At 65.2% G+C, this 13753-nt stretch carries 13 protein-coding genes; 5 read left to right on the top strand and 8 right to left on the bottom strand.

The window, feature by feature from the left end:
• Window positions 1–936: 936 nt before the first annotated feature.
• Together ACQE3M_RS02140 and ACQE3M_RS02135 are read right to left on the bottom strand one after the other, a co-directional pair.
• Window positions 937–1980 (bottom strand): ATP-binding protein, encoded by a 1044-nt coding sequence (locus tag ACQE3M_RS02140; protein WP_430503819.1) that lies wholly within the window; start codon window positions 1978–1980, stop codon window positions 937–939.
• Window positions 1981–2067: 87 nt separating this feature from the next.
• On the bottom strand, window positions 2068–2541 hold the full coding sequence (locus tag ACQE3M_RS02135; protein ID WP_430503818.1) for a deoxyuridine 5'-triphosphate nucleotidohydrolase: 474 nt from the start codon (window positions 2539–2541) through the stop codon (window positions 2068–2070).
• 325 nt (window positions 2542–2866) lie between these two features.
• Between ACQE3M_RS02135 and ACQE3M_RS02130 the strand changes: the two genes are divergently transcribed.
• Window positions 2867–4855 (top strand): aconitate hydratase, encoded by a 1989-nt coding sequence (locus ACQE3M_RS02130; RefSeq protein ID WP_430503817.1) that lies wholly within the window; start codon window positions 2867–2869, stop codon window positions 4853–4855.
• Between the two features lie 330 nt (window positions 4856–5185).
• Here ACQE3M_RS02130 and ACQE3M_RS02125 read toward each other — a convergent pair whose 3' ends face one another.
• The 5 genes from ACQE3M_RS02125 to ACQE3M_RS02100 form a co-directional block, all read right to left on the bottom strand.
• Window positions 5186–5752, bottom strand: coding sequence for a hypothetical protein (locus ACQE3M_RS02125; protein ID WP_430503816.1), 567 nt, complete (start codon window positions 5750–5752; stop codon window positions 5186–5188).
• A gap of 54 nt (window positions 5753–5806) precedes the next feature.
• Entirely contained in the window at window positions 5807–6262 is a 456-nt protein-coding gene (locus ACQE3M_RS02120; RefSeq protein WP_430503815.1) for a hypothetical protein, read from the bottom strand.
• Entirely contained in the window at window positions 6259–7503 is a 1245-nt protein-coding gene (locus ACQE3M_RS02115) for an outer membrane protein assembly factor BamB family protein (protein ID WP_430503814.1), read from the bottom strand. The genes ACQE3M_RS02120 and ACQE3M_RS02115 overlap by 4 nt, the downstream gene beginning before the upstream one ends.
• Window positions 7504–7510: 7 nt before the next feature.
• On the bottom strand, window positions 7511–8158 hold the full coding sequence (locus ACQE3M_RS02110) for a hypothetical protein (RefSeq protein WP_430503813.1): 648 nt from the start codon (window positions 8156–8158) through the stop codon (window positions 7511–7513).
• A 397-nt stretch (window positions 8159–8555) separates the two neighbouring features.
• Window positions 8556–8747 carry a hypothetical protein gene (locus ACQE3M_RS02100; protein WP_430503811.1) on the bottom strand — a complete coding sequence of 64 codons (192 nt, stop codon included), beginning with the start codon at window positions 8745–8747 and terminating at the stop codon, window positions 8556–8558.
• Between the two features lie 92 nt (window positions 8748–8839).
• Between ACQE3M_RS02100 and rimI the strand changes: the two genes are divergently transcribed.
• Both rimI and pepF read left to right on the top strand, forming a co-directional pair.
• The gene (gene rimI, locus ACQE3M_RS02095; protein WP_430503810.1) at window positions 8840–9319 is read left to right on the top strand and encodes a ribosomal protein S18-alanine N-acetyltransferase; all 480 of its coding nucleotides are present in this window, start codon (window positions 8840–8842) and stop codon (window positions 9317–9319) included.
• 130 nt (window positions 9320–9449) lie between these two features.
• A complete protein-coding gene (gene pepF, locus ACQE3M_RS02090) occupies window positions 9450–11246 on the top strand; it encodes an oligoendopeptidase F (RefSeq protein WP_430503809.1) in 1797 nt (598 codons plus the stop codon).
• A 15-nt stretch (window positions 11247–11261) separates the two neighbouring features.
• Here pepF and ACQE3M_RS02085 read toward each other — a convergent pair whose 3' ends face one another.
• Window positions 11262–11555 carry a hypothetical protein gene (locus ACQE3M_RS02085; RefSeq protein WP_430503808.1) on the bottom strand — a complete coding sequence of 98 codons (294 nt, stop codon included), beginning with the start codon at window positions 11553–11555 and terminating at the stop codon, window positions 11262–11264.
• Window positions 11556–11783: 228 nt separating this feature from the next.
• Here ACQE3M_RS02085 and ACQE3M_RS02080 point away from each other — a divergent pair, with 228 nt between their 5' ends.
• On the top strand, window positions 11784–12125 hold the full coding sequence (locus ACQE3M_RS02080; protein ID WP_430503807.1) for a DUF8134 family protein: 342 nt from the start codon (window positions 11784–11786) through the stop codon (window positions 12123–12125).
• Between the two features lie 196 nt (window positions 12126–12321).
• A complete protein-coding gene (locus tag ACQE3M_RS02075) occupies window positions 12322–13716 on the top strand; it encodes a GntP family permease (protein WP_430503806.1) in 1395 nt (464 codons plus the stop codon).
• The last annotated feature ends 37 nt before the right edge of the window (window positions 13717–13753 follow it).

Here is a 13753-nt window from a genome sequence, read left to right as displayed (position 1 = left end):
AAACAAACTTGGCAATCGTCGCTATCGACACCACTCGGCACACCCAGAAAGCCCCAGCCGCTGACCGGTCGCGCTTATAAACAAACTTGGCAATCGTCGCTATCGACACCACTCGGCACACCCAGAAAGCCCCAGCCGCTGACCGGTCGCGCTTATAAACAAACTTGGCAATCGTCGCTATCGACACCACTCGGCACACCCAGAAAGCCCCAGCCGCTGACCGGTCGCGCTGCTCGCTGCGCTCCTCACAGCTCGCTCCCTTCGGTCGCTCGCTGATTGCGGTGCTTGCGTCGCAGAGCGTCCCGCGCAGCGGCTGCCCCTTTCAGTCCCACCCCGGAGTGGTGGCCGGGGCGTCGCGCGCGGCGGTTGCTGAGCGGTCGCGGCACGGGGGCAGTCGGCGCGCGAGCAACGCGCGCGAGGGAGGCCGGTGGCGCGCCGAAGCTGTGCTGTCCCGGCGCGCCCCGGCCGAGGCTGGGGAGGGCTGAGGCTTGCGGCAGCTGTGCGGTGCTGTCGCTGTGGCGGTTGCTGTCCTGGCGGACTGAAAGGGCGACGGCCGGCCGCGCCAACGGGGAGTCGCTGAGACAGGCACTATCTGGGCCGGGCGGTGCCTTCGTGAGCGGAGCGAACGAAGGCCAGAAAGTCGCAGCCCGGCAGCCCGCTACCGCAGGCAGCCCGGACCGTCTTCCGATGCGGAGAGGCCCAGATATCCTGCTCAGCGACCGCGAGCGGCCGAGGGCTTTCTGGGCGTTTGCGGTGCTGTCAAGCGCAAGACCGTATCACCTGTTTAAATCCGCTTATAAAGAGCGGCCGAGGGCTTTCTGGACGTTTGCGGTGCCGTCAAGAGCGAGACCGCATCATCTGTTTAAACCCGTTTATAAAGAGCAAAATCCCCTCACGACCGACAATATCGCCACCCAATACGGAACCAGTTCGAACTTATCGATATTCACGCTCGTCGACGCTCCCGTTGGCCGGTCTGAAGGCGAGTTCGAAGGCTGCGCCGTCGTCGACGTTTTTCGCGTTGGCCTCGCCACCGTACAGCTCCATCAGGCGGTCGACGAAGAACAGGGAGAGCCCGTCGCCGTGGGCGACCTGGGAGGACTCGTCACGGCCGAACGCCCTGTCGTGGTGTTCGGGGTCGATGCCGGGGCCGTTGTCCCGGACCGAGAGCAGGACGCGATCGCTGTCGACGCGGGAGGTGACCTCGACGCGGGGGGTTTCGGAGTCGTTGTGCTCGACGGCGTTCTCGACGAGCGCGCGGACCGCCGGAACGAGCGTGTCGTTCGCGACGACGCGGATGCGGTCGACGTCGGTCTCGATCGCGACGCCGCTGTCGTGCGCTTGCGTGATCGCGCGGTCGACGGCCTCGTCGAGCCAGACGTCGCCGAGGGGGTCCGGCCCGCCGGCGGCGAAGACGTCGGAGAAGGTCCGGGCGGTCTCGCCGCGCCGGAGCAGGCGCTCCACGCCGCCGAGGGCGTCCTCGACCGCCGCCTCGGCCCCCGCGTCGTCAACCTGGTCGAGCGCGTTCTCGAGGTGGCCGAGGACGACGTTGGCGTCGTTCCGGAGGTTATGCCGGAGCACGCGGTCGAAGATCCGGATCCCCTGCTCGTACTGCCGGCGGCGCGTCAGGTCGTGGAAGGTAAAGGCGTAGCCGAGCAGGTCGTCGCCGTCCGCGATCCGGCGGGCGACACAGCGCGTCGGCACGCGGCGGTCCGAGCGCGTGACCAGCTCGACGTCGCCCTGCCAGACGTCGCCCGTCGCGAGCGCGTCCGTCGCGGCGGCGTACCGGTCGGGGTCGTCGAAGAAGACGATCGGCGTTTCGCCCCTGACCGCCTCGCGAGGATAGTTCGTCAGCGACACGTAGGCGTCGGTCGCCTCGAGCACCTCGAGGTCCGTGCCGGTGACGAGCGCCGGGCTCGCCAGCATGCGGAACGCACGCTGGAAGTCGGCGTCGGCCGAGCGTCGTTCGTCCCCCCTCATCGGTAGGCGTCCGGCGGTCCCACACCGTGAACGGAGTCGTGTTTCAGTCGGGGGGATAAGTTCGTTACGTCAGACACGCGTGGGTGTTTATAAACGTTCGCCCTGGTAGCTGCCGTCGTAGGTGCCGTCGTGGTCCGCGTCCGCGAGCACCAGCTGCGCGATCCGCGCGCCTGCCTCGATCTCGATCGGCTTTCCGACCTGAAGGAGCCCCTCCCCGACGCCCTCGTACCCCGCGTCCCAGACGGCCGTGTTGAGCATACAGGAGTTCCGCAGCAGCGAGGAGCGTGGGTAGACGAATCCCACCGTCCCCTCGGGGATCTTCACCGGCTCGCCGTACTCGACGACGTATGCGCCGGGGTCCAGCTCGTAGACGCCGTCCTCCGGCTCCAGCGTCGCCCGCTCGCCGACCGTCTTGCCGTCCGTCCCGATGCGCCCCGCTTCGACCTGCTCGTACACCGCGCCGGCCGTGAGGTCGACGCCGTTCGGTTGCCGCTGCGCGTCGTCGAGGTCGGCGCCCGCGGCCTCGAGCGCTCGCGCGACGGCCGTGCCCGATTCGAACATACCCGGCGTTGCGCTCGCCCCGAGAAAACCGTATCGACCGCGGGCGATGCGGAACGACGCCGGCCTCATCGACTCACCGGCTGGCCCATCGACGTCGCGCGCGACGAGTGCCGCGTCGCCGGCGACGAGAGACCCGATATTCCGGGGGTAAACCGGCAAACGAGGATATTGAGTCCTCGAAGACTACACCACGATAAAATTAACCACGGTGTGTGACAACGTGGTCGTCTCGCCCCGAGAATTGCCGCATACCGGGGTTGTACACGGTCGATGTGGATGAAAACTCGCGGGATTTATATCCGAGGCGAGACGACCCCCGGACGATATGGGACAGACGATCACGGAGAAGATCCTTGATGACCATCTCGTCGAGGGCGAGCTAACGCCCGGCGAGGAGATCGGCATCGAGATCGACCAGGTCCTTACACAGGACACGACAGGTACCATGGTCTGGCTCCAGTTCGAGGCGCTCGACCTCGACGAGGTCCAGACCGAGCTGGCCGCGCAGTACTGCGACCACCAGACGTACCAGTTCGACTTCAAGAACACGGACGACCACCGCTTCCTGCGTTCTGCAGCCGGTAACTTCGGCGCGTACTTCTCTCGGCCTGGTAACGGCATCTGCCACCAGGTCCACAAGGAGAACTTCGCGGCGCCCGGCAAGACGCTGCTCGGGTCCGACTCCCACACGCCGACGCCCGGCGGCCTCGGCCAGCTGGCGATCGGCGCGGGTGGCCTCGACATCGCCGTCGCGATGGGCGGCGGCGCGTACTACGTCGAGATGCCGGAAGTCGTCAACGTCCACCTCGAGGGCGAGCTGCCCGAGTGGGCGACGGCGAAGGACGTCGCGCTCCACCTGCTCGGTGAGCTGACCGTCAAGGGCGGCGTTGGCAAGATCTTCGAGTACACCGGCCCCGGCGCCGAGTCGCTCACGATCCCCGAGCGGACGACGATCACGAACCTCGGTACCGAGCTGGGCGCCACCTCCTCCATCTTCCCGACCGACGAGAAGACGAAGGACTGGCTCGCCCGGCAGGGTCGCGAGGACGAGTTCGTCGACCTCTCGCCCGACGAGGACGCCGAGTACGCCGACCAGATCACGGTCGACCTGAACGAGCTCGAGCCGCTCATCGCCGCGCCGTCGATGCCGGACAACGTCATGCCGGTCAGCGAGGCCAAGGGCACCGAGGTCGAGCAGGTCATCGTCGGCTCCTGTACGAACGGCGCCTACGAGGACATCCTTCCGGCTGCGAAGATGCTGGAGGACCGCGAGGTCGCCAAGCACACCGAGATGATCATCGCGCCCGGCTCCAAGCAGGCCTCCGAAATGCTGGCCCGCGAGGGCTGGACGGCCGAGCTGATGGCTGCCGGCGTGAACTTCTCGGAGGCGACGTGTGGTGCCTGTATCGGCATCGGCCACGTGCCGGCCTCCGACTCCGTCTCGCTGCGCACCTTCAACCGCAACTTCGAGGGGCGCTCCGGCATCGAGGACGACTCGGTGTACCTCTGCTCGCCGGAAGTCGCCACCGCGGCGGCCATCGCCGGCGAGATCGTCGACCCGCGCGACCTGGCCGACGAGCTCGGCGACCTCGAGGCGCCCGGTCTCGAGATGGGCACGAAGTACTCCCAGGGCATGGGTGAGGACGACCCCGACATCATCAGCCCCGAGGAGTCCATCGACGACGAGCTCATCAAGGGCCCGAACATCGGCGACGTGCCGATCAAGGACGGGATCGACTCGGACATCGGCGGTGAAGCGCTCCTCAAGATGGAGGACAACATCACCACCGACCACATCATCCCGGCCACGGCGGACATCCTGAAGTTCCGCTCCAACATCGAGAAGCTCTCCGAGTTCACGCTCTCGCGCGTCGACGACACCTTCGCCGAGCGCGCGCTCGACGCCGACGGCGGCGTCCTCGTCGCCGGCGAGAACTATGGCCAGGGCTCCTCGCGCGAGCACGCGGCCCTCTGTCCGATGTTCCTCGGCATCGAGGCCGTCTTCGCCCAGAGCTTCGCCCGCATCCACAAGGCGAACCTGTTCAATTTCGGCATCGTCCCCCTCGCCATCGACGAGGAGACGTACGAGCAGATCGACCAGGGCGACGACGTCGAAATCGTCGACGACGTGCCCGCAGGCGTCCGCTCCGGCCAGGAGGAGTTCACGGCCCGCGTGAACGACGACTGGGAGTTCACCGCCGAACTCGACGCCTCCGAGCGCGAACGCGAGATCCTCGCCGCCGGTGGCAAGCTCTCGTGGACGAAGCAGCAGCACGAGTCGAGCGGCTCCGGCGCGGCGCCGGCCGACGACTAACGACTGTTCGCGTCCGCGTTCGATTTCTCTTATTTTCTGCGGTCTCGGTAGGTCGAGTAGTGGCTTCGTTGCGTGCAGGTGGGTGTTCGATTCCGTCGCCGGCGACGTCTACTCGAAGGAGCTGTCGGCCAGGGTCAGAGCAACCCGAGCTCGTTCAGGAGTAGCCGAATTCGTTCGTGGAGACTGAAGGGGGATGGACTCGGACGGGTGACGGTTCGGGAGTCGTGCTTGTCGACGTGGTAGTGCTTGGTTCTCGTCTTTCGGACCAATCACGCTAACTCTGTCCTGATAAAACGACTCTGACGTTCCATCGGCGGTATATTGGGTAGATTACTCAGGACCCTCCGATTCGACGTGCTCAGCCGCCAGTTCGCGTTTTGTTCCGATCCGAACGGCGAAATCGGCTGCACAGACGTCCGCCAACGCAGCTTCGAAGCCCTGCTGATCGAGATAGTCGCGGATTGCCCAACAGGCGTAATCGAATTCCTGTTCCATTCCCCAGGAGAACTTTTTCGCGTCGTCAACGCGATCGAACACGTCGCCGGCCCGCCCGTAGGCCTCCAGCGACTTCGATGATTGCTCGATCAAGTAGCTATCCCCGGTCCACTCGTGACACAATCCTCCGAGACACTCGTCGTCGGTCTTCGTGGCAATGAATTCGAACAGGGTACGCGCAAGTCGACCGAGCAGTCTCGCTGCAGCAGCGTCGTTCCCACGTGCTGCACAGCTCTGTGCCTGAAGCAGATGTGTCGACGCGACGTTGACCGACGTGTTGTCGGTGATTCCCTCCTCGGATAACGTGTCGCAGGCAAGTCGAAAGTAGCTGTCCGCCGCCGAGAGATACTGCTCTTTCTCCTCGAAACGGGATGCTTCCTCGAATCTATCGGCTCTATTCATCGGTTCCCCCGAGTATCGTCGCGTTCTCTGGCACCCTCATCGGACCCGATCGAATCATGAAGCAGTTTCGACATCGTTCGTTATCTCCTCGTACAACGCCTGAAATCTACTATTCAATACGTTCGTCAAATAGGCAAATGCTTCATCGTGGCGCTCGCTTGTCGATTGCGTATCTAACTGCTGGAAGATCCCGGACAGCACCGAGCCGATGCAGTCTTCGAGTGAAGCATATGTCGTTGGTATGGAAGAATCCAAATACCGATGCTCGAGTGCGATTTGGTCGTCCTTTTCTACGATCGCGGTTGAGACCTCCCAGTTCCGTTCTGCTGAGGGGGTCCGGTCCCGGGCACACAGATACAGTCGCACGAGGTCCGTCAGGTCGTCCTCGAGTTCGTATTTCCCGTCCTCTGTCTCGATAGTATAAATTAGCTCATCCGGGGCACCGCCGACCGTCACCCGCCACCAGTCGGTAACTTTCGAGACTGATTCTACGTCACAACCACATATCATGACGTTTCATCTGATTGGAATTGCTTTATCAGGGCGTATCCACCCAGCCCGCCGAGCGCGGCGAGTGGACCGAAGCCCGGGACGTCAACTGCCGATTCAGACGCCGAGAGCGCGTTCACACCACCGTTCGTCGACGTGACGTACACGGTCCCGTCAGCAACCGCGGGTGCTGACAGTCGCCCCTCGTCGGTCACGCCCTCCGTTGCACGTACGTCACCGGTGTCAGCGTCCAGCGAAACCAGCTTTCCAGACACTGTACTCGCCAGCAGCGTCGTCCCGTCGACGACGGGGCTCACGTCGACCTGGTGATCGATGTCCGTCGACCACTGTTCCGTGCCAGCGTCGGCATCGAGACAGGTGAGTGTACTTCCGGACTCACGGCGTGCGAATACGTAGATTCGACCGTCGTCAACGGCGGGCGACGGCGTCAGCTGTCCCTCGAAATCGGCGGTCCACGAGACAGCGCCGGTGTCCGTATCGAGTGCGAACAGTCGACCGGCCGTGGCACCGCTGCCGATGAATACGTGGTCCGACGTCGCCGTCGGCGCGTGCCGAATCGGGCCGACCAGTTCCGTACGCCACTCCTCGGGACCATCGTCGTCGAATCGGACGAGGTGTCCATTACCGTCGTCGACGAACACGGCGCCATTCAGCATAGCCGGGGCGTTCCCGACGTGATTGTCGAACTCATGTGACCACAACACGTCGCCGGCTTCCGCGTCGACGCTGACGAGCCGATGCCCGCTCAGTGCGACCACCGTCCCGCCATCCGCGACGAGGGCGGCTTTAGGCCTCGGCGACGTTTCGACCCGCCATCCGAGCGTCCCGTCGTTCGCGTCGACGGCGACGAGATCGCCCTCGAACGTCTGGACGAAAAGCGTCGATCCGACGAGTGCGGGCGTCGCGCCGATCGTCCCCAGTTCGGGCGCGCGCCATTCCTCCTCTCCCGACGTTGCGTCGATGCTCACTACCCCTCGGTTATCCCCACCAACGTACACGGACCCGTGGCCGACTATCGGGGACGCTATCATCGGGTCCCCGTACTCGAACGACCAGTCGGTAGCGAGGCGCTGTGGGATCGCTTCAGCCGTTCCGGTGTTTCGCGAATCTGCTTGCTGCTGCCTCCACGTCGACGACGTCGCACTCGCGGCAGTTGCCGTTGCTCTCCCTGTAGAGGTCGAGGCGAGAGCCGCCCCAGTGGCGCAAGCGAGGACCGATCGGCGCGAGAGATGGTTCGTCACTGGGTACTCACCGACCGTAGGCAGCGAAATCCTCAGCAGTCAATTCCTCGATTGCAGTCCTGAACTCGTCACGCTTCATGTCGACTCGAATGGGAAGTTCGTCCATGTGCGCCTTTTTGAAACGGCGACTGTCCGGCGTCAGTCCTGCCGCTATCATCAGGTCTTCGACGTAATCAATGGCCGACGTGAATTCCGGTTCCGGAATCCATTTGTCGCCGTCGGGGACCTGGTCGTAACAGTCGAGTGCGGCGTCGTATGCCTGTTCGTGGTCACCGAGCACGGCGACGTAGCGAAGGTCGCCTTTGAGCTCGTGACAGAGCCCTCGTCGCCCTGCCGATTCCGTCACGGATGGGTGGTGGTTGACCAGTTCTTCGATGACCGCCACTCCCTGGCGTGCAACCGCCCGAGCGTGGCTACGCTCGTCCTCGAACCGCCGACAGAGGATCGAGAACAGCCGATTCCGAACGGAGTGGGTGAGGTATCTGAGTCGTAGATAGTCAGGGGCATGCCCCTTTTCGAGCATGGACGGCGAGTACTGCATCGAGGCCAAATATCCGTTAGCGGCAGCATTGTAGTAGTCACCTGCAAGGTCGATATCGTTCTGTTTTCGGAACTCGTCGGCCTTGTTCCTATACAAATGTGCGCCAGTGATCATTTATGATTCCTCAGATCGTTTGAGGTAGGCGTATCCACCCAGCCCGCCGAGCGCGGCGAGCTCTCCATCGTAACTCGCGACGTACGCCCGATTGCCGGCGGGCGCCGCTCCCGCATAGATCTTTTCGGCGATGGTGGCCGTCCACCGAGTCGACGGGGTCGAGGTCGGGAGCGAGGCGTTCGTTCGCCCCCGTCGGCCCGAATTTCCTTGGAGCGTCGACCAGTCGCCACTTGATTCAGCTGCGGTTGGTGCCGATATCGCAGTCGCTGTACCGCCAACACCTGCGAGCAGGGACCGCCTTGAGAGTTTCATTTGGGTTGCCTCACTACCCCGCAACGAGATGGTTGACGCCGATACAGAGCGGTCACGGAACAATCATTTAATAGTTCTCCTGCGATTATTCTATCTTAGAATGGTGGAAAAGATCGGCCGCGTCGACCTCGACGCCGGTTTCCGCGTTGCTGTTGGTCGTCGTGTACGTCTCGGTGCCGTCGAGGACGCCATCCCCGTCAGTGTCGTTCTGTGCTGGGTCCGCTTCGACGCGGAGTTCCTCTCCAACGAAGTCGGTCGCTGTCGTCGTCGGCAGCAAGTGGGTCCCCAGCGGGCGACGACACCAACTCCCCCGACGACGCGACGGTCGCGGGCCGCGGAATTTAACGCCGCCGAGCGCGAACCCTAGCTGTGTCCGAAGTCCCGCAGGTGACCGTCCGGAAGGTAACCCGTGCTGACCTTCTGGCGGTCCACCGGATCGAGCAGGCGAGTTTCGGCCAGCCGTGGCCCTACGACGCCTTCGAGAACCTGCTCGACGAGCCCGCGTTCCTCGTGGCCGAGCGCGACGGGGCCATCGCCGGCTACGCCGTCGCCGACGTGACGCCGAACTTCGGCCGCGACGTCGGCCATCTCAAGGACATCGCCGTCCACCCCGAGGCCCGTGGCGAGGGCATCGGGCGCCGCCTGCTGCGCTCGACGCTCGTCCGGCTGCGCGCGCAGGGCGCGATGGTCGTCAAGCTCGAGGTGCGTGCCGGCAACGACCCGGCGAAGGCGCTCTACCGGTCGGAGGGCTTCGAACCCCTGCGTCGCGTGCCGCGGTACTACCAGGACGGCGAGGACGCCGTCGTGATGGTGCTGGACCTCGCGGAGTGGAACGGCCCGCGGAGCTGAGGCGCCGCTTCTCCCCCCCCCCTCGCGAATGACCCACTGAGCCAGCAACCCACCAGCCTTGCCGCAACTCGCCCCAACTCGCCGCTATCGTTCAGCAAGGCTTAGGGGCAGTCACGCCTGCGCTCTTCGTATGAGTACGGTTCCCGAGCGGAGCGAGATCGACGCGGAGTACAAGTGGGACCTCGAGAGCATCTACGCCACCGACGAGGACTGGGAGGAGGCCTACGAGCAGGTCGCCGACCGGATCGACGAGCTGCGCGCCTACGAGGGCCGGGTCACCGAGGACGCCGAGACCCTCCTCGAACTCCTCCAGCTGCGCGAGGAGATCATGCGCGAGGTCGCGCAGGTGACGACGTACGCCCGCCTCCGCAGCGCCGAGGACACGCGGAATCAGGAGTACCAGGCGATGGCGGCGAAGGGGTCCTCGCTCCGCTCGGACGCCTCCAGCGCGATCTCGTACCTCGAACCCGAACTGCAGGAGCTAACGCGCGAGGACATCGACGAATTCGTCGAGGCCGAACCGGCGCTCGTCGAGTACGACCACTACTTCGACGACGTCCTCCGGCAGAAGGCCCACACGCGCTCCGCCGAGGTCGAGGAGGTGCTGGCGGACCTCTCGGACGTCACCAGCGCGCCCTCCGACATCTACTCGATGCTGACGAACGCGGACATGACCTACGGCGTCGTCGAGGGGCCCGACGGCGAGGACGTCGAGATCACGCAGGCGAACTTCACGAAGCTCCAGACGAAGCCGAACCGCGAGTTCCGCGAGCGCGTCCACGAGACGTTCTACGAGGAGTGGGGCGACGTGCGCAACACGGTCGGGACCTCCCTCGAGAAGGCCGTCCGCGAGCACGTCACCAGCGCCGAGATCCGCGGGTACGACAGCGCCCGGCAGGCCGCCCTCGACAGCACCAACGTCCCGGTCACGGTGTACGACAACCTCGTCGACGGCGTCCACGACAACCTCGACGCGCTCCACCGCCACGCCGAACTGAAGGAGCAAGCCCTCGGTGTCGACGAGCTGCAGAGCCACGACCTCTACATGTCGCTAACGGGCGAGGAGGGCCCCGACGTGGAGTACGAGCGGGCGAAGGAGTGGGTCATCGAGGCCGTCGCCCCGCTCGGCGAGGCGTACCAGGAGCGCATGCGTGAGGGGCTCGAGAGCCGCTGGGTCGACGTCTTCGAGAACCGGGGAAAGCGCTCCGGCGCGTTCTCCTCGGGGACGTACGACACCCAGCCGTTCATCCTGATGAACTACCAGGACGACATCGCCTCGATGTTCACGCTCGCCCACGAGCTCGGCCACTCGATGCACTCCGAACTCGCCGGCGACGAGCAGCCGTGGCACGACGCCAGCTACGAGATCTTCGTCGCGGAGATCGCCTCCACCGTCAACGAAACCCTGCTCACGAAGCACCTCCTCGAGACGCTCGAGGACGACGAGCTCCGGACGCACGTCCTCGACGAGTACCTCGAACGCTTCCGCTCGACGCTATTCCGCCAGACGATGTTCGCGGACTTCGAGCAGCGCATCCACGACCGCGTCGAGAACGACGAGGCGCTCACGCCCGACGCCCTCGACCAGGTGTACGGCGACCTCAAGCGTGAGTTCTACGCGCCGGCAACCCTCGAGGGCGGCATCGAGCGCGAGTGGGAGCGCATTCCACACTTCTATTATAATTTCTACGTCTACCAGTACAGCACCGGCATCGCCGCCGCCGCGGCCATCGTCGACCGCATCGAGCGCGAGGGCGACGACGCCGCGGCCGACTACCGCGAGATGCTGAAGGCGGGCGGCGCCGACTACCCGCTGAACGTCGTCGAGCGCGCGGGCATCGACATGGCCACGCCCGAGCCGATCGACGCCGCGATCGGGATCTACCGCGACTACCTCGACGAGATCGAGACGCTGCTGGACCTCTAGGCAGCGAGAAACCAGTTAGTTTTCGACCGTCGCGTCCGGTTCGTCCTGCGTTGCGTCCGGCTCCGGTTCCGACGCCGACTCCGACTCCGCGTTCTCCGCCCGCTTCTCGGAGAGGTGGTCCCAGATCTCCGTGCAACCGGCCCCTTCCTCGACGTCGTCGAGGTGGTCCGTTCGCGGTTCCGCGTCGTCACCGGCGTTCGTCTCGTCGTCCGTCGCGTCGGCCTCAGTCCGGGAAACCCCGGAGCCGTCCGTCGCGTACAGCTCGGGCGCGACGTCGGCAGAGGCGTGTTCTCGGGGGTCGTTCGTCATGCTTCCACGTAGGAACCCCTACTCAAAGAACCCGGCCGGCTCCGTCAAACGTTCGGGAGGCTCCCCGAAAGCGTCGAATGCTGTCGCTATCCCGGACGCGCTGACAGGAGTCGGCGGTCGGGTGGCCCCGGAGGCGACGGCAACGACGACTGTCGCTCGCATCTCCGGCTCGGCGGTAACGCTTGTGCAGGTCGCCGTGGTAAGGACCCCGGCCCACGAAGGGCGGGTATGGCACCATCCGTTCGCGTGTTCGACGACGGCGCGTGGATCTCCGTCGGCGGCGACCGCGTCGTCGGCGTCGGGGAACTCTGGCGGCTCGAGAACCACTCGCTGTGTGACTGCGAGGACGACCTGATCGTGGAGGGGTTCGACGACGCCGACCTCGTCGCCCGCGAGGACCGAGCGGGAGACAGCGAGCGCGACGTCGTCCGCGCGCGCACGCTCGGCCGCTGTCTCGAGTGCGGCACCCAGGGCTTCGTCGGCTGGGTCGACGTCGGCCGCGTCGCCGATGGCTCCTTCGCCAGGTTCGACGAACCGACCGTTCCGGAGGACGACGTCCTGCACCGGTAGGACGAGGGCCGCCACGTCATCGTATTCGTTACCACGCCGACGGCCCCTCAGGACGCTTCGGGTCGCCGACGATTTGTATCGTCCGCAAAGTTTCTACGTAAACCGCATAAAAGAAGATGAAATATACCATTATTAATATTTACTCAGTTTGGGGAAAACTTTTTGGCGCCGAGTACAGGGTGCCGAAGTGTAACACATGGCAATTGAATTCGCGCACAGTCCGTTGTTGACGTTCGCGATCGGACTCGCTGTCGTCGTACTACTACTGGTCCAGCTCGACCTCCCGGCGTTCGTCGGGCTGACCATCGCAGCATTCACCGTCGGCCTCGTCAACGCCGCGTTCGTCCCCGACTTTACGGCGGCACAGGCCGCCACAGAGACCGCCACCGCCTTCGGTAACGGCATGGCAGGTATCGGCATCCCCATCCTGATGGCGGCCATCATCGGGAAGTCGATGCTCGAGAGCGGCTCCGCCCAGCGCGTCGTCCGCGGCTTCCAGTCGCTGGTCGGTAGCGAGAACTCCGACATCGCGCTCTGGGGAAGTAGCTCGCTGCTCGCCATTCCGGTGTTCTTCGACTCCGTGTTCTACCTGATGGCGCCGCTCGCGCGCTCCATGCGGGCGCGCGTTGGGAAGAACTACGCGCTGTACCTCGTCGTCGTCGGCGCCGGCGCCGCCACCACGCACGTGTTCGTGCCGCCGACCCCCGGCCCGCTCGCGGTCGCCGACACGATCGGCGTCGACCTCGGGATGACCATCCTCGTCGGCGTCGCCGTTGCCATTCCCGCCGGACTCGTCGGGGGCCTCGGCTACGGCCGCTGGATCAACGCCCGCCTTGACATCCCGCTGCGTGACGCCATGGGTACCTCCACCGAACAGCTCGAGGAGCGCGCGCAGCGCGACACCGGCGACCTCCCGGGTATCCTCGAATCGCTAGCCCCCATCGCGCTGGCGGTCGTGCTCGTCGGCTCGTTCACCGCCGTCGACACCTTCGAGAGCGTCTACCCCGCGCTGTCGGGCCTGAAGCCGGTCGTCGCGTTCCTCGGTGACAAGAACGTCGCGCTCACCGTCGCCGCGCTCGCGGCCGCCGTCACCTACCTCCGATGGACGGGCCTGTCGCGGTCCGTCTGGGAGGACGAACTCACCGAGGCGCTCAAAAGCGGCGGCAACATCGCCGCTATCACCGCGATGGGTGGCGCGTTCGGCGCGCTGCTGGCCGCCTCCAACATCGGGCCGTACATCGCGGACGCCCTCCAGGACGTCGGCATCGGCCTGTTGCTCACCGCGTGGCTGATCGCCGCCGTCGTCCGCGTCGCGCAGGGCTCCGCGACCGCCGCGATGCTCACCGCCGCCGGCATCATGGCGCCGCTCGCCGGCCAGCTCGACGTCAACCAGGCGTATCTCGTGATGGCCATCGGTGCTGGCGGGAACATCTTCTCGTGGTACAACGACTCCGGGTTCTGGCTGGTCAAGGAGATCGGCGGCCTCACGCAGGCCGAGACGCTGAAGACGTGGACCGCACTCACCACCGTCATCTCCGTGACCGGCATCATCACCGTGATGGTGCTGTCCACGCTGTTCCCGCTCGCATGACTTACGCAGCCACCGCCGCCACGACGCCAGCGCGCTG

The sequence above is a fragment of the Halosubterraneus shenae genome, from assembly GCF_050510935.1.
Lineage (GTDB): Archaea > Halobacteriota > Halobacteria > Halobacteriales > Haloferacaceae > JBDGPU01.
Note: the sequence above shows the minus strand (reverse complement) of the source record. Positions and strands in the feature narration are given on the sequence as shown.